Origin of the sequence: Arthrobacter sp. MP_M4 (genome assembly GCF_035984855.1) — a bacterium.
Taxonomy (GTDB): domain Bacteria; phylum Actinomycetota; class Actinomycetes; order Actinomycetales; family Micrococcaceae; genus Arthrobacter.
On record NZ_JAXCHX010000022.1, the window covers coordinates 37,335 to 52,620 of the forward strand.

Annotated in this window: 13 protein-coding genes; 5 read left to right on the top strand and 8 right to left on the bottom strand. The window is 63.3% G+C overall.

Going from position 1 to position 15,286, the window contains the following annotated elements; translation table 11 throughout:
• Positions 1-179: 179 nt before the first annotated feature.
• Complete coding sequence (locus RCH15_RS14730) at positions 180-2,594, bottom strand: hypothetical protein (protein WP_326961412.1); 2,415 nt, start codon at positions 2,592-2,594, stop codon at positions 180-182.
• Positions 2,595-3,012: 418 nt separating this feature from the next.
• Between RCH15_RS14730 and RCH15_RS14735 the strand changes: the two genes are divergently transcribed.
• A complete protein-coding gene (locus RCH15_RS14735) occupies positions 3,013-5,340 on the top strand; it encodes a tetratricopeptide repeat protein (protein WP_326961413.1) in 2,328 nt (775 codons plus the stop codon).
• Positions 5,341-5,398: 58 nt separating this feature from the next.
• On the opposite strand, the gene RCH15_RS14740 is transcribed toward RCH15_RS14735, so the two are convergent.
• The 3 genes from RCH15_RS14740 to mobC are packed head-to-tail and all read right to left on the bottom strand — an operon-like array spanning position 5,399 to position 8,159.
• Positions 5,399-6,148, bottom strand: coding sequence for a hypothetical protein (locus RCH15_RS14740; RefSeq protein ID WP_326961414.1), 750 nt, complete (start codon positions 6,146-6,148; stop codon positions 5,399-5,401).
• A 9-nt stretch (positions 6,149-6,157) separates the two neighbouring features.
• Positions 6,158-7,756 (bottom strand): relaxase/mobilization nuclease domain-containing protein, encoded by a 1,599-nt coding sequence (locus RCH15_RS14745; RefSeq protein ID WP_326961415.1) that lies wholly within the window; start codon positions 7,754-7,756, stop codon positions 6,158-6,160.
• A gap of 7 nt (positions 7,757-7,763) precedes the next feature.
• On the bottom strand, positions 7,764-8,159 hold the full coding sequence (gene mobC / locus RCH15_RS14750) for a plasmid mobilization relaxosome protein MobC (protein ID WP_326961416.1): 396 nt from the start codon (positions 8,157-8,159) through the stop codon (positions 7,764-7,766).
• A 223-nt stretch (positions 8,160-8,382) separates the two neighbouring features.
• On the opposite strand from mobC, the gene RCH15_RS14755 reads away from it, so the two are divergent.
• Positions 8,383-8,682 (top strand): hypothetical protein, encoded by a 300-nt coding sequence (locus tag RCH15_RS14755; protein WP_326961417.1) that lies wholly within the window; start codon positions 8,383-8,385, stop codon positions 8,680-8,682.
• 571 nt (positions 8,683-9,253) lie between these two features.
• Here RCH15_RS14755 and RCH15_RS14760 read toward each other — a convergent pair.
• From RCH15_RS14760 to RCH15_RS14770, 3 genes are all read right to left on the bottom strand, one after another.
• Positions 9,254-10,606: a ParB/RepB/Spo0J family partition protein gene (locus RCH15_RS14760; protein WP_326961418.1), complete on the bottom strand. Its 1,353-nt coding sequence runs from the start codon at positions 10,604-10,606 to the stop codon at positions 9,254-9,256.
• A 572-nt stretch (positions 10,607-11,178) separates the two neighbouring features.
• A complete protein-coding gene (locus RCH15_RS14765; RefSeq protein WP_326961419.1) occupies positions 11,179-11,529 on the bottom strand; it encodes a DUF3846 domain-containing protein in 351 nt (116 codons plus the stop codon).
• A gap of 78 nt (positions 11,530-11,607) precedes the next feature.
• Positions 11,608-12,036, bottom strand: a complete 429-nt coding sequence (locus RCH15_RS14770; protein ID WP_326961420.1) for a hypothetical protein — start codon at positions 12,034-12,036, stop codon at positions 11,608-11,610.
• Between the two features lie 489 nt (positions 12,037-12,525).
• On the opposite strand from RCH15_RS14770, the gene RCH15_RS14775 reads away from it, so the two are divergent.
• Positions 12,526-12,813, top strand: coding sequence for a hypothetical protein (locus tag RCH15_RS14775; protein ID WP_226761956.1), 288 nt, complete (start codon positions 12,526-12,528; stop codon positions 12,811-12,813).
• Positions 12,814-13,017: 204 nt separating this feature from the next.
• On the opposite strand, the gene RCH15_RS14780 is transcribed toward RCH15_RS14775, so the two are convergent.
• Positions 13,018-13,620 carry a DNA-binding protein gene (locus tag RCH15_RS14780; RefSeq protein ID WP_326961421.1) on the bottom strand — a complete coding sequence of 201 codons (603 nt, stop codon included), beginning with the start codon at positions 13,618-13,620 and terminating at the stop codon, positions 13,018-13,020.
• 212 nt (positions 13,621-13,832) lie between these two features.
• On the opposite strand from RCH15_RS14780, the gene RCH15_RS14785 reads away from it, so the two are divergent.
• Positions 13,833-14,483 (top strand): helicase associated domain-containing protein, encoded by a 651-nt coding sequence (locus RCH15_RS14785; RefSeq protein WP_326961422.1) that lies wholly within the window; start codon positions 13,833-13,835, stop codon positions 14,481-14,483.
• A gap of 355 nt (positions 14,484-14,838) precedes the next feature.
• Positions 14,839-15,270, top strand: coding sequence for a LexA family protein (locus RCH15_RS14790; RefSeq protein ID WP_326961423.1), 432 nt, complete (start codon positions 14,839-14,841; stop codon positions 15,268-15,270).
• Positions 15,271-15,286: the final 16 nt, after the last annotated feature.

Here is a 15,286-nt window from a genome sequence, read left to right on the forward strand (position 1 = left end):
AGGATCACCTCAACACGACATAACGTCGATTATCGGCGTAATGGTCAGGCCCGTGGCCGGCGGCCAGAAGGGGCATGTTTTACCGCCCGATAGGGATCAGTCAGTCGGCGGTTGGACTGCCCGGCGATCCTAGTTGCTGAAGATCATTTCGAATCTTTGGTAAGCCTGGTGATCAGCGACTAGCGCTTCTTGTTTCCGCGCTTGCTCCTCAGTCGGACTGTGCTTCGTCGAGCACTGGGAGGGAGCTTACTGAATGTCATCGGCAGGCTTCGCAGCGGTGCAATGTCGATGGCCCGGTCGCGGTCAGCCGTTCGTGCTTCAGGCCTGTCGCGATAATGAGACCCGGTGAGCGACCCATCATCTTCATAGAGCAGCAACATAGATCGGCTAGAACGCGTCTGGTACTGCTTCGCCTCCATGTATTCGGGCAGGTGCTCGGTGGTAGCTCCTTGCGGCACGACCGCCAACGTGAGCAACCAAGATCCATGGGAAGCGGCGGAATGCGTGGTCAAGCTTCGCTCTACGGCGCTTCCACGTGCCCGGCGGCATTGCTCCTTCAGGCCCTTTCCGATGTCGCGCTGCGCCTTTTCACTGAGTCCGACCAAGTCCGCACCGAATCGCAGCCAGCCGGGAGACTGCACCGATTCTCCCGTGGAGAGGTATTGCTCAACCCAGGGTTGCTCTCGTCGGGTCGGCTTCTGTGCGTCTGATCGCGAGAGACCTTCCTGACTGTAGAACCACCCATCAAGTGGGTCGGTAAGCGTGCCGAGGCGGACACGCGGCTGTTCCTCGTAGCGGCGTAGCTCCGATGCCTTTACCTTCGTACCAGTAGGGATCTGGTCGGCAATCTCGCGGGGATCGGGGTCAAAGTACATTCCTCCATTGAGGAACCACATGAACATGTCGAGCTCATCGACACCGTTCACCATCGTCGCGAGCTTCCGGCCCCGTCGGCGGCGCAGGTACTCGAGGAACTGGGCCGGGTGATCGACGGTGCGGCTTATGACCATCAGATCGTGCATGCTCACAATCCAGGGCACTTCTTCGGAATCGATGATGCCCTTGTGCGCGAGTTCGTTCATGGACAACGACAGCGGGCCCATGTCATCGAGCATCACGACGATTGAGTGGACCTCACAAACCGAGGCGAGGTCTATCCACGATCCCTCGGCGCTCCAGACTCCCCTGTTGATGGCAATCAGCTGCGTCAATCGATCGGCTTGTTCGTTGCCTTCTTTGAGTGTCTTCTGCAGATCGGTGGCCAACCGCGTGGCGTTGCCAGCCCGGGACTTCTCGTGGATGGAACCAGCTTTGACCTCAACGCACAGGGCGACTCCATCGACGACGAAAAGCAGGTCAGACTCAAACTCACGGGCAGGGATTGCCGTCCGGTCTGCATCCCTGCTCAGACCGGGGACATCATTCAGGCTAACCGGGCCGATGTATTTCTGCCCGACCCACTGAGGTTCGGCACCGTTCAGTAGCCTACTGAGTGTGCCGGCAGCCTTCGATTCGGAATAGACAGCACGCCGTTTGTCGTACTTGGGCCACAGTTTCCCTGCATTCCCGCGCCTCCCCGTGGTCGCCGCGATCAGGCCCCGCTCAATGTCGCGGCGCAATTCGTCTTCACCCAGGAACCCGTTAAGAATCAGGTACTCGCCGTCGTCGGCGATAGAGCCCCACGGTGCAGGGCATGCGCCCATGGCGAACTTCATAACGGGGTTGGGGTCATCTTCTGCGGGCCGGGATGCGCTGAAAAAATCCAGGACTGCACGCGTCGTCGGTTCCTCGATTCCAGCGCGGTCGGCGACATCAGAGGGCACAACGGCGCCGAACAGCCGACATTCATTCAGCATCAGGTTCATGTCGTGCAGGAATGCCTCAGGGTCTGTATTAGCACCCTTTTGGCTGGCCTCCCCGATACGGTCACGCGCACCAAAGAAGCGCTCGTTCATCAGAGCAGTTGACGCCTCGCGGACCGCACGTATGTCTTCGAGGGTAAATCCGAGCAGGTTCTTCGTGATCGTTGCAACGGTCGGATGGCCTAAGTGCTCGGTGTTCAGTTCTGTTGCAATCGATTCATACTGCCTGCCGCGCACGGATAACTCGTACCCTACGAACTCACCAGCGAGGGCGCCCAGCGGCTGTAGGGATCGCCCGCCCCGCAAGAGGGCGCGCGTCCGTGCGGCAGTCACGATGTCGGCTGCCAGCCGCAGTGCTTTTGGAGGATTGGGCTGCCCAGAGTTCTCCCCCGTCAATGGCAGTCGTGGCAGCCCCATACCCAGAAGTGTCAGCGCCACGACGTCCTGGGCAGCTTGGGAATTTTCTAACTGGCTCTCGCTTTCTCGCACTTCGGTGAAGTCCCACGGACCCGCGGCAAAACGCAGAAAGGCTAGCGTGTCGAATGAGTCATAGCCCCGCAGGCACTCCTCGAGAGCGTCGCGAGCATTGGCTATGGCGTTTCCGAAGTATGTCTCGGGGTCGTCCTTGTCCGTCATCTCACGGGCGACCTGCTGATAATAAGCCGCAGCTTGGTCCAGGCTGGTCGTCGAGTTGCTGCCAACGATGTCCAGCCGTTCAGTTCGGGATTTCACACGGGCAAGTATGACAGTCGCCTCTGACACTGGATCGGACTTGACTCAGCGACATTAGCGGAAGGACAAGTTGACGAAAGATCCATTATCGGTAGTCGAATATCAGTTAACTGTGTGCCTATGAAATCTCTCTAAATATCGACCAAGGGCTTCAACTCTGGACCGACGACAAAAGATAGGATCGCCTTCGCCGGTCCCATCTTCCATTCTTTGATTCCCAGTCGCCGGGAGTTACGACCGTCGTATGAGTCACCAGTCCAGGACCATATGAACACTTGCGGCCTACACTTCTGGGAGAGACGCTCAGTGGAGCTGTCCAGCAAGGATCTAGGGGAAACGTTTGTCTTCATCCTGGCGCTCACGGAAGCGCCGCGAACTTAGTTGGTGGTTCCCTGCCTCAGCCGCTGCCGTCGGAGCCTTGAGCTTATTCCTCGCGAGTGTCGGATGGGATCCTTGGATTCTCGTACCGCTCGGCATTGTGGGGCTCGTGGTTGGGGCGGTCACAGCGATCCTGAAGGACAAAGCCAAGGTTAACGACGCCAGCGCAGATGTTCGCCACCAATCCATGCGGACCAGTGGGCCGGAATCGATGCTAGGTCCGGCGGCAAAGAACATTCCCCTCAGCACGTGGGGTGTCCACAATGCCCAAGTCAGAATCCCCTATCTCCACCGGGATGCCGAAGACGAGGCCAGGAAGGCCATCGCGCTGCTGCAGCCGCTCCTCATCCTGGGGTCCTCCATGGCCGGGAAAACTCGGATGGCAGCCGAACTCGTGCAAGAGCTCTTTCCCGAAAAACATGTGTTCATGCCAGATCCTCCCGACGGCTTCGCAAACATCATGAACGCTGGCGAAATGCCCAAGCAGCATGTGGTCTGGCTTGATGATCTCGAAAGGTATCTCCAAGATTCAAAGAACTTGAAGGCGAGGTGGATTGAGGACCTACAGAAGAACGAGAACGTCGTCGTGGCGACCATGCGGGCGACCTCCTATGAAGCTTTCATGCCGAGCAGCGATCAGCCCAGAACCCAGTGGGAGACCCTGCAATGCTTCACGAAGGTGCATCTCACCGATCAAGCATCTGAAAGCCAGAGGTTAGCTGCTCTTAGCGGCAACCCGCAGGTGAGTAAGGGCGTACTTGACCACGGTCTGGGAACCTATCTGGGTGGAGGATTCCTGGCAGTAGAGCTGTTGGACGCCGGTCGTTCCACCAACCCCGTTGGAAGAGCTCTGGTGCTGGCTGCCATTGACTGGCAGCGGTCGGGAATCGGTGAGGTAGTTCCCGAGGCGACCGTTCGGAATCTTGTGTCCCCCTACATGGATAGCCTCAAACCTCAGCCATCGAATGAAGACATGGACGCTGGCTTGAAGTGGGCGACTGCGAAGACAGTTGGGGGCAATCTCTTCGGTCTTTTGGCAAGGAACGAGGATGGATCTCTCCGGGCCTTTGACTACTTGGTTGACCACATTGCCGCCTCTGGTGAGCCGATTCCTACGCAGGTGTGGCAGACCGCCGCGCAGTCTGAGGTCTCAGCCGGATTGTTGAATAATGCAGGTATCACAGCGCAGTTCATTGGCCAGGATGACATCGCCTCCGTGTTCTTCGAACGAGCTGCCCATATGGGGGATCCGGACGCGATGGTCAATTATGCGATCACACTTGAACGCCAAGACCGCATCTCCGAAGCGAAGGCTTGGGATACTCAAGCCGCTGAGGCCGGAAACCCCCGCGGATTGACCGGCCTCGGAGTCATGCTGCTACGAGAGGGAAAAACAGAACACGCTGAGAAGCTCTTCCGGCAGGCCGCAACCGTCGGCGACGGATCGGCAATGACGAACCTCGGCCACATACTCATTGGCCGGGGTGAAACCGCCGAGGGAATCGAATGGCACAAACGGGCTGCAGAGGCAGGGAGCGCCCTCGGTATGACGAATTACGGCCTGCAGCTGGAGCTGCAGGGCGACACGGCCGCCGCTGAGGTTTGGTATCGGAAGGCCGAGAGCAAAGGCGACGGCGCGGCCCTATTCCAGTTGGCCATGCTGGCCAACAAACAAGGCAAGACCGAAGAAGTGGAACCCCTTCTGCGCGAAGCTGTGAAGCGGGGGAATCCCTCGGCCATGGGCTGGCTGGGTTCGATACTGGCCGCCAAAGGCAAGCACGACGAAGCCGACAACCTGTACCAGAGAGCCGCCGATCGCGGAGGAGCGGTCGGACTTGCAATGGTCGGAAAGAAGCTGGCAGAGCTTGGGAAGTACGACGAGGCGGAAAAGTTGTTCAAGAGAGCGGCCGAGGCCAAGCTTCCTTGGGCGATAACTGGTCTAGGCGTAATTTACGCGCGCACCGGCCGCGTAGAAGAGGCTAAGGCTCAATATGCGTTGGGTATTGCAGCGGGCGATGATCAAGCCAGGCTTAATCTTGGCCGACTTCTCATTGATGAAGGCGAGCTGAACAAGGGTCAAGCCTTGTTCCGCACGGCAGCCAATCTGGGATCGTCGGACGGAATGTACCTGTTGTCGCAGTCTCTATTACTGGGCGGAAAGACGGTGGATGCCGCGGAAGCGGCCATCCTCCTTGAGAAAGCAGCGGTTTTGGGGAATCTCGACGCACTCTGTGAATCCGGCAAGAGAGCTGCTGATCAAGGTGACAGCGACAAGGCATTCCAACGCCTGAAGCAGGCGGCGGATGAGGGGCACACCCACGCTGCCGAGTGTCTTGCTTTTCTGAAGTCACAAACTGGTGAGGAGTGACACTCCGGCATAGGTATTGGAGAGGTACCACCGCTGGCGGTCCCTCTTCAGTAGTGCTTTAGCGTTCCAGTCCGCCGCGTTCCAGTGTCCTGCCATGGCCGCCTTGTTTGGCCATTTTGGATGTCTTGGCCAGCGAGGGCTTCTGCGCTACGGCGGCCGACGGGTGGGTGCCCTGGTGCTTGTCTGCCAGGAGGCGGGAGTTCACGGCTTCGCGGTCGCCCTTGCCCTCCAGGCTTTGAGCCAACTGCTGGCGTCGTTCTGCGGAGTTCCACGCCGGTTCGCTTCTGTCTTCCCGGTCCTGTCGGTTGGCGCCGGCAACTGCTGCGCCGATCACCACTTCATCGGTGCGTGCGGCCGATGCTTTGGTCCGTTCATTTTCTGCTTCGGAGCGGGCCTGCTGTGCTAGGGCAAGGGCCTCGGAAACGGATGCCTCGTCCGCTCCGGTGCTGTTCACGTCGATGCCGTACCGGCTCTGGACCTGTTCGCTGATTTTCTCGGATGCCTGGGCGGCTTCGGGGTCGTAGGCCTTCCATGCGGTGGCGGTCTCGTGAACCCGTTCGATCATTTCGGGGGTAGCTTTGTCCCACCAGTCCTCGCGGCCGACCGGCGCCAGCTGCGCCCGGGCGGCAGCGCGCTGGGCGTCGAAGCGTTCCTGCAGCTGACGGGCTCGTTGTTCCTCTGCTGCGGCGATGTTGCGTTGTTCCTGTTCGCGCATTCTGGCAAGCTGCTCGCCAATGCGGCTGGCGACCATCAGCCCGGTACGCATCGCCCCGTCCACTGCATCTTCCATTCCGTCTGCTTCGCTCATGCTCTTCCCCTATCGCTCGATGCCTGGATTGTTCTGCCGGTGGGTATCTTCGGTCCGTGACTGCGCTCCCTGCAGCTGCGCTGCGTCCTGTCGGGTCAGAACGGGAGGCAGCGGTGACCCGCCCCGTGAACGTTCGACCAGGAGCCTTGATTTAAGGGCTTCCTCGGACGCTTCCGGGTGCTGTTGGCGCAGCGTCTCCATCGACATCGGCTGTGCCTTGAGTGTCTGTGCAGTGGCGCTGGCTTCGACAACCTTGCTGGCCGCCCGGACAGCTGTGGCGAGACCCCGGACACGGCGCAAATCGTCGGTGGCCTTGTGCATGTCGTGGATGGCCCGGGCCGTCTGGGCGAGCTGCCGGAACATGAGGGCGTAGGCGGCGCGGTCACTCTTGGAGGTCGCGGCCAGGAGGACCATGGTCGCCCCCCGTGCCGACGGCAAGGACACTGCCGGGCCTGACGGGTAGCGGCGCAGCTGGGCTGACTTGGCGAGTTCTCTGGCGGCGTCCGCCAGCGGTCCCGGCATCGGTTCGATCCGCTTCGACCATGCACCGAACGCCGCGGAAGTTTCGCGGGCTGCCTGCGCCCAGGCGGCATGATCATCGTGGCCGGTGGTGGCCAGTTTCTCCCGGAGGGAACTGACGTCATTGGCGTACTTGCTCCACAGCTCAGCCGACGGCTGCAGCGTCTCCCGGCCAGGGCTGACCGGCCGGCGGTTGCGCGCCGCAGCGTTCCATTCCGCGACAGCGCTCTCCGCTGACTCCGGGGTGCTCTCCCACTCAGCCCGAAGCTTCGGCAACGCCAGGTCACGTCCCAAAGAGTTGCCGCCGAACCACACGGCACGCTCACCCTTGCGAGGGCGTTCGGCCACGGAGTATCCGGTCACGACGTCGGTACGGCCGGCCGCGTAGCGGGGGCGCACGAGCATGCCCTCCTGGCGTGCCCGGCGGACAAACTCTGCCTCATCTGTCGATGCTCCGGCGCAGACGCGCACCTTGCGGGCGAGGCTGTGGCGCTCGACTTCCGGCAGTCCCTGGCGGATGGCTTTGGACTGTTCTGCCGGGGTGAATCCGCGCTCGGCACGCAGGGTCCCGACAGCGTTCAGTCCGTACTTCTTCTCCAATGTCCTGGCCGCCTGCTGGGACTTGTACTTGCTCTTCCAGCCGTTCCATTTGGTGCCGTCGTCCCGGACCATGCTGGCCACGATGTGGATGTGGTCGTTGCCGTTCTTGCTCAGTCCGTGACGGACGGCAACCCACCGGGCGGGGGCTTTCCCGCCGTCCTCGGTGAAGTCCATTTCCTTCATGAAGTCGTCCGCGATGGCACCCCATCGCTCATCGCTGAGCTGGCCTTCTTCGGCGGCCAAACTCAAAGAGCAGTGGAAGACGTGTCCGCCGTCTACTTCGGTTTCGAAAAACTGCTTGGCCCGGTCGAGTGCATTGGCAATATCCAGGGCAGCATCGCGGTTCAGCTCGTTGTCATCGTGCCAGGCCATGAGAGCCGAATCGCCCGCAACGAGGTGCGGTTCTTCGTGCTCGTTTGCCCGCCCCGGGCCCGCGAGGTAGATCATCAGACCCGCCACGCGGTCGCCCTGGGTAATGTTCGGAATCACGTTGAAACTACCGCCCGGCCATGTCGGCGAGCTGACGGTCAATCCGGATGATGACAGCCCGTGCGTGGACGATGGAAGCCGCAGCTTCTGCCGGCACTTCCCCCGTCGAATTCGCATGCCGTGCGATCTGGTTGATGTTGTTCGCCACGGTACCGACGAGACGCTGCAACGTAGAAAGCTGCATGAACTGATCCCGCCGCTCCGACGGATTTTCTGTGCCCTCACTGAGCGCAGCCTCGACCAAAAGCCGCGGGATGGTCACGCGGTGCTTCTCCGCCAGGGCAAGGAGCTTGGCTTCCTCCTCCGGGCTGACCTTAACTTCATGACGATGCATCCGACCGCCGTCAACATTCGCCCGCCGACGACGGGACTTCCAACCGGCGAAGCCACTGCCTTCACTCACTTGCCCCGCCCTTCGAACTTGCCAGCGCAGCGAACCCGGAAACCCGGGGACCACACGGACAAGTGTGCCGCATCCGAGACCACAAGTCGAGGATCGAGCCAACTTAGCCGTGCTAAGTTACCAGCTTGCTCTGCACGGTCTCCTCTGGAGGTTTTTTCGCCTTTCGCATTTGGTCTCCGAAAACCAGCATTCGGGTGTCAGTCGTGGCCGGTAGGGTTTTGGTATGGACATCAACGACATTGCCGCAAAAGCCGCCGCCAAGATCGACGCCGCCAGGGACACCAAAGTCAACGCCGTTAAACAGGCCGCTGCCAGCGGCGTCGAGGTTCAGGAAGCAGCGCAGCTGCTCGCTGCCGCGGAACAGAAATACGCCAAGGACTACCAGGCTGCCCTGCGCGCCGAGTGGACTGAATCCGACTTGCGTGGCTTCGGACTGGACGCCCCGACCAAGAAGGCCGGCGGGCGTCCGCGGGGCCGGAAGGGCGCGCAAGAGTCAGCTCCCGTCGCTGGCGTCTCCGAGTAGTAACCCCTCGCCCACATGGGCACGGCAAAAGCTATTTCCTACGGGCTTTTCCCGCACACATCTGGACGACGGGACCCACCTGACCGTCTGCACACAACCACCACGTCACCATCCCAGCGCACGTCCCCCTGGGTGAGCGGTGGCCGTGCACAGTCTCCATATGGGGCGGCCGGCTCGGAGACAGTCAAAGGGAAACCACTGAGCCGTAGGAACTGCACCTCCCAGGTATAGAGCCGGTCTCCGGTTTGCCGTCCGGGTGCGTGTGGTTAAACAGAAGAGGACCGGCCTGGTGGCCGGTCCTCTTCTGCTCCTCGGACAAAGGAAATCTGTGATCCAGCTTAGCTGAATGTTGTACCTGCGCTGAACGGCTGACGTGTCATCGTGTCGCCGGAGCCGCGGCACCTGGATGGTCCCGGGAGGTCGCGTCAAACGGCGGTCCGCCGCCGGTGAGTGGCTGCTGTGGTTCGCACCGTGCGGCGGACCGCCCGATCTCTGGAAGGTTCCTGACCCTCATGCGCTGAGTGGCCGGGGGCCTTGCCGGGCGGCTGGTGCTCCGCCCGGCAAGCGGTCCTTAGGCGGCTGGGTGTTCCTGGGCGGGGGCGGCGCTGTCGAGGATAATTTGTTCGACCGGGCTGGCCGTATACCCCCAGGCAATGAGCCGGGTCAGGTAGTCGATGTGGCGGATGCTCGGTGACCTCCATGAGTCCTTGGCGATGGTCTTCTCATACCCGGCGCAGACCAGCGCGATCAGGGATACCTCTGGCCGTGCCGTGGACTTGGCCACGTGGTCCCTCAACGGGTTCCAGCCCCACCGGTCCGAAGTCTCCCCCGTCTTGGCTCCTGCCATCTCGGCGGCGACGGTTCCCTCGTAACCGCTGGCCGTTTCGGGATGGTGGGTGATGGCGTGAACGGTGAAGTGCTGCCAGCCCTTCGGAGGCTGCTTCTTCGCCAGCAACGACTTCACAAAGTCACGGCGGACCACAGTAGCCGACTGCATCAGCTTGTTATTTTCGATCAGGGTTTTCCGCTCCGCCTTCTGCTCCTCCGTCATCGGACCCTTGTTCGCCGACGACGCGCCGTAGCCGCTGTACCGGAGAGTGAAACCCAGCTCCCTCCATCCGGCCACGACCGGGACGGTGGAGTGATGGCCGTTGTAGGACGTGACAATGTGCACGGCGTTGGCCTCCTCCTCGGTGGCCGGTTCCCCGTCTGCCCGGTTCAGCGAGGACACCCGAACGTTCTCGCTGTCCCCGTCGTATCCGGCCCGTTCCACTACGGTGGTCCCGGCGGCTTCCAGCTCGGCGGTCAGCGCCGCGAGGGCGGCCGCGCGGTCGCGGCGGTCCCGCAACTGCTGGGTGACGTGGGCGAGCATGTCCGGTTCATCGGCGATGACCGATTCCAACTCCTCCACCGCGTCACCGTCAGTGGCAAACTCGGCCAGAATCAGGGCCGCTTCAATCGTGTACCCCTTGCCCAGGGCGGCGGATCCGGTGTCGGTGGATTTGGCTTTCAGCGCGCCCTCCACGGTCGTCTTGGTCCGTCCGGTCTTCTTCGCGATCGTGGCGGCTGAAACGCCGATCAGGGACAGCTGGTGGTAGGCCTCAGCCTCGTCCGCTTCGGTCAGTTCCGCGCGCTGGATGTTCTCCACGACCTGGGTCACGATCCGCTCGGCTTCCTCGGGGGACTCGATGAGCATCACCGGGATACTGGTGCGCCCGGCTTCCACAGCGGCGCGGGTGCGGCGCTGTCCCATCAGGACGTGCACGCCTCCGTCGTCCTTGCGGTGGGCGATGACGGGTTCCATCACCCCGTGTTCCTTGATGCTGGCGATGAAATCGGCGGTCAGGGCGGCGTCTTTGCGGACGTTGATGTCCACGGTCAGGGTGGCCGGGTCGAGCATTTCGAGGGTGGGTGTGGTGTTCATGGTGTTGCTCCTTCTTGTCCGAGAAGTTGGGGTGAGTGGGGCGGCTTAGGTGACCGGCCAGCTCCCCTGCTCCCCCGTTGTTTTTTTGTTGCTGGCAAGCTCGCTTGCTCGGCGGCCGACGGAGGCCTGTCCACCTTGGCAAGGGGGAGGAAATTCCTGGAGGGAATCAGCGACGAAGGAGCGCCGGAGGGACATTTCCTGCACCGCAGGCCCCGACGAAGGAGGGGCTGGACGGGCTGGAGCGGACGCCTAGAATCCGCAGGACAGCAACACAAAAACGTCGCAGACGTGAGATGCGGGCCCGGGTCACCGGAGCCCTGCGACGGAGGCACTGGACCCAACAGCCGGCCGCGCCAGCGGACGCCTCTATTGGGGTGAGCGCTGCGAACCATTCATGAGCACCCCGGGATCTGCTCATGGTGTGCTGCGGGTGTCTTGCCGCGCCGCCCTGCCTCCCGCGCCTGAGCCTGCGGTTGGCGGTCCGCCGCCGGTAACCAGAAGCGCCCGCCAACCACGGGCGGCGGACCGCCAGACGGTGACCGGCCATGAAGGGCCGGCCACCGTCTGGGGTGTCAGCTCACCGGCTGGTGCAGTCCGAAGAGTTGCTGTGCCAGGTCGATCAGTTCCTCGGGTACGTCGGCCTCGCCGCCGTTGTTCGTCTCGCCCAGGAATACTGCGTTCCCGCAGTAGACATCGGTCAGGACTCCGGTTTCTTCCAGGACCAGCGCAGCGGCGCGGCGGTTCGGGGCGAGGTTCAGAATCTTGCCTTCCTCGTTGAGGTAGAAGTGCCAGTCGTGGCCGCTCACGGCTTCGATGTTTCCGGCCACGAGGGTTTGCAGTTTCTCCAGCGATGCGTCGATGGTTTCGACCCGTGCGGGTTCGCGGCCGTCGGCGGGGATGATCAGGGCGGTGCAGGTGCTCATCAGGTGTTGTCCTCTCCAGTGGTTTTAGTGGAGTGCGGTGCCCCGCCGCTGTCGGCGGGGCACCGGCTCTGGCGCTGGTTAGGCGGCGTTGACCGTGTAGGGGATCCGGTAGCGGCTGGGTAGTTCGACGGCGGCTTCCGGGAGGTCGTCCGGGCCGTGGGCCTGTCCGTTCTTCCAGTGGAAGAACGCCTGTTCGGTGATCGCGTCCCACTGCCGGGCCTTGGTCCGGTAGAACGTGCAGCTCACGTCTCCCTCGCAGTACGTGGCGACTCCGAACAGGTTGCCGATGCTGTCAGCGGTCCGCGTGGCCGCGACCATGACATAGGGCCACTGGCCCAGATCCCAGCCATCACAGCCCCAGCTCGGGACGACTGCCCAGCCTTCGGCTTCGATGAGTTCCATCCAGTCGTAGCCGCCGTTCTCGTGGTAATCGCCCAGCACGGTCACGCCGTAGATGGTCTCCCCGGTGTCCTTGGTGGTCACGGTCTTGGTTGCGATTGCGTTCATGGTGTTGCTCCTTCTTGTCCGAGAAGTTGGGGTGAGTGGGGCGGCTTAGGTGACCGGCCAGCTCCCCTGCTCCCCCGTTGTTTTTTTGTTGCTGGCAAGCTCGCTTGCTCGGCGGCCGACGGAGGCCTGTCCACCTTGGCAAGGGGGAGGAAATTCCTGGAGGGAATCAGCGACGAAGGAGCGCCGGAGGGACATTTCCTGCACCGCAGGCCCCGACGAAGGAGGGGCTGGACGGGCTGGAGCGGACGCCTAGAATCCGCAGGACAGCAACACAAAAACGTCGCAGACGTGAGATGCGGGCCAGGGTCTCCGGAGCCCTGCGACGGAGGCACTGGACCCAACAGCCGGCCGCGCCAGCGGACGCCCAAAACCTGGTTGGAGCGCAGCGGAAATCAGGGTCTTGCTAGGGTGGACGGGTCCCGCCGGTTGCAGGTACTTCTCCCCCGAGTAGACCTCCTGGCCAGGGCTTTTCATTCAAAGGGGCAGCGCATGGGGCTACGGAGTATTTTCAGGAAACGCCCGAGGGCCGCCGGCACGGGTGTGTTGACGCCCGAGACCGGCGCCCTGGAGACGAGGGAGCCGCCGACGACCGAACAGCTCATGGACCTCGAAGAGGCGTGGGCCGAGCTGGCGGTGGCCCAGGAGGCATCGGAGCTGACAAACTTCCATGCCTGCACCCGCACGGGCCGGCCCTGGACCGAAGACCCGGCAGCAGTCAGAGCGGTAGCGGCAACGCTGCGGGAGTTCCCGGCAGCGGAAGCCCAGCCTCCAAGGTAGCGGCGGGGCGGGCGGCCCGGCGCCGGTCTAAGAGTCCTGCCAGAACCGGGCCCCGCATACGGGCCTCACAAGAGGCAGTCGAGGCTCGCCAGCGCCGTCAGTGCAGCACGAAGTTCACGAGAGTCAGCGGTTCCTTGAGGGGACTGTTGCCCCGACTCAAGAGGTCAGGTGGGGTAGCTCGGCAGCTCAACGCCGGGGCCGACTCTACTGGTTCGTTTGGTCTTGGTCGTTCTTGTCCGGGGTTTCCGGCACGATGCGCTGCAGGAGCGCGTCGTGGGCGTTTTGCAGGGTCTCTGCCCGGGCCTCGGCAGCGGCCACCCTCGCCGCTGCGTCGGCGGCGGCGGCGCTGGTCTGCTGTTCGGCGGCGCGTGCCTGCTCCAGTTGCGCCGTCATCTCTGCGGCCTGGGTTTCCAGTGCGGTGACCCGGGCCGTGAGTTCGGTGACGGCGGCGTCTTTCTCGCCCGTGACCTTGTCCAGGTCAGCGACGAGCTCGGAGATCTCCTGGCCCAGGTCCTTCTTCTCCTGCGCCCAGATAGCTTCCGCGGCGGCGTGCCGCTCATTGGCCACGGTGGACGCTTCGGCCCAGCATGCCCCGGCCAGCCGCGCGGCCTGTTCCAGCACCGTCGCCGGCGTCGCGGCGACCTGACCACCCGCGGCCTGCTTCTCCTCGACCCACTCCTTCAGGTAACGGGTGGCGTCGGCGTTGCTCACACCCGCCGCCGCCCGCACCGTCGAGACGGTAGGCCGGCGCTCGGCACTGATCTGCTCAGCAGCAGCAAACACACGGTCTTTCACACTCAACGCCACGGCGACAACCTCAAAAATAGTAGTAGGAGTAGTAACAAAACTACTACTCCTACTACTTTATGGCAATACCGCCGCCGCATTCCCTGGCCCGGCGACCCCTCTCCTCCGCCGGAGCTCCGAGGGCCGGTCGGGTTACCGGCCAGGCTGGCGGCGGTGGGTCGCCACGTCGCCGGCCTGCCTGGCGGGGTGGTCGTGGCAGGATGGGCTCCATCATGGACAGGCGGTTACGGCGCGCTCCGGACGCGGAATGGGTGTTGATGTACCGGCTCGGACTGAGCCGGCAACGCATCGCCGATCTCGTGCGCGCCGAACCCACCACTGTCGGGTATCACCTGGTCATCGCCCGCCGCCAGGACCCGGGACTCGAACCCGCACACCACGCCGCGGCCGCGACCATGGCCGGCCCCTCCCCCATGGACGTTGCCCGTATGGAGGAGGTCATCGCGTGGATTACGGCCGTGGGCCGGTTCCCGCGCGAACGGTCCGGGGACAAGGGTGAGCGGTCGATGGCGCGGTGGCTCTCGGAGCGCCGGCGGGAAGCAGCCGACGGCGCCCTCGATCCCGCATACCGTGAGGGCCTCGCCCGGGTCCCCGGGTGGGAAGGGAACTCCAGGGCGGCCGCGGAAGAGGCCCGGTGGCATGACCGACTCGCCCAGGTCGTGGACTTCCGCGCCGGGGGCAATGACTGGCCCCGCCACCACCACTACGCCTCAGAGCAGGAGCACACGCTGGGGGTGTGGATCCACACCCAGCGGTACAAACACCGGCGCGGCGACCTCGCCCCTGAAAAGGCCGCGCTTCTGGACGCCGCCGTGCCCGGGTGGCAGATCGGGCGGACCCGGGGCCGCCGCCCCCGGGTGTGACCGGAAGCTCCCGTTTCCCGGCAGCGTGACGGCCAGGGTGGTCAGTAGAATTGCTTTTGGTTCTCCAGTCCCCCCAGCTTGGAGAACCGGGAGCCTCCACGCTTGAGTCCTTGATTCGCGCGGAGGTTTCCTTATGCCCCGCCCAAGGCCCTCGTCCCGACATTCCCTCGCACAGCGTCCCGCTTGGCCGGGTTGTGCCCATTGGGGTCAGGTGGAGCCCTCCGCACAGCTCAAAGCTGTCCCCACTGGCGTGCAACCCGGCCCCCGGCCGGAGGTCGGTCCCAGCGTTTGGTGCCTGCTGTCGGTGCCGGGCGGTATGCTTTATTCGAAGATATATTCGAATAAAAGGTGTGTTGTGGGCGTTCTTATTGGTCCCCGCGTGATAGATGCGGGTGCGTCGTTGTTGTCGGTGCTGATCTCTCCGGTCGCTGTCGCGGCCGGGTATCCCTCGCCCTCGCAGGACTACTTCGACGGGCGGATTGATCTGAATGAGCACCTGATCAAGGACGTCACGTCCACCTATGTGGTGCGGGTGTCCGGGGACTCCATGACCGGCGCCGGGATCAGCGACGGTGATGAACTGATCGTCAACCGTGCCCTGGAGCCGGTGGACGGGTCCGTGGTCGTCGCGGTCCTGGACGGGGAACTGACCATCAAACGGCTGCGGATCACGGCGACCGGGGTCGTGCTGCAGGCAGAGAACCCCGCGTACCCGGACATCCGGGTACCGTCCCTCTCCGAGCTGGTGGTGTGGGGCATTGCCGTCCGATGCCTGCACCACCTTTAAGGGCCCGGGCCGTGTC

Coding starts and splice junctions, on each gene's coding strand:
- RCH15_RS14765 (WP_326961419.1), bottom strand. CDS start 11,529: ATGAGCACCTGCACCGCCCTGATCATCCCCGCCGACGGCCGCGAACCC.
- RCH15_RS14785 (WP_326961422.1), top strand. CDS start 13,833: ATGGACAGGCGGTTACGGCGCGCTCCGGACGCGGAATGGGTGTTGATG.
- RCH15_RS14775 (WP_226761956.1), top strand. CDS start 12,526: ATGGGGCTACGGAGTATTTTCAGGAAACGCCCGAGGGCCGCCGGCACG.
- RCH15_RS14760 (WP_326961418.1), bottom strand. CDS start 10,606: ATGAACACCACACCCACCCTCGAAATGCTCGACCCGGCCACCCTGACC.
- RCH15_RS14740 (WP_326961414.1), bottom strand. CDS start 6,148: ATGAGCGAAGCAGACGGAATGGAAGATGCAGTGGACGGGGCGATGCGT.
- RCH15_RS14755 (WP_326961417.1), top strand. CDS start 8,383: ATGGACATCAACGACATTGCCGCAAAAGCCGCCGCCAAGATCGACGCC.
- RCH15_RS14770 (WP_326961420.1), bottom strand. CDS start 12,036: ATGAACGCAATCGCAACCAAGACCGTGACCACCAAGGACACCGGGGAG.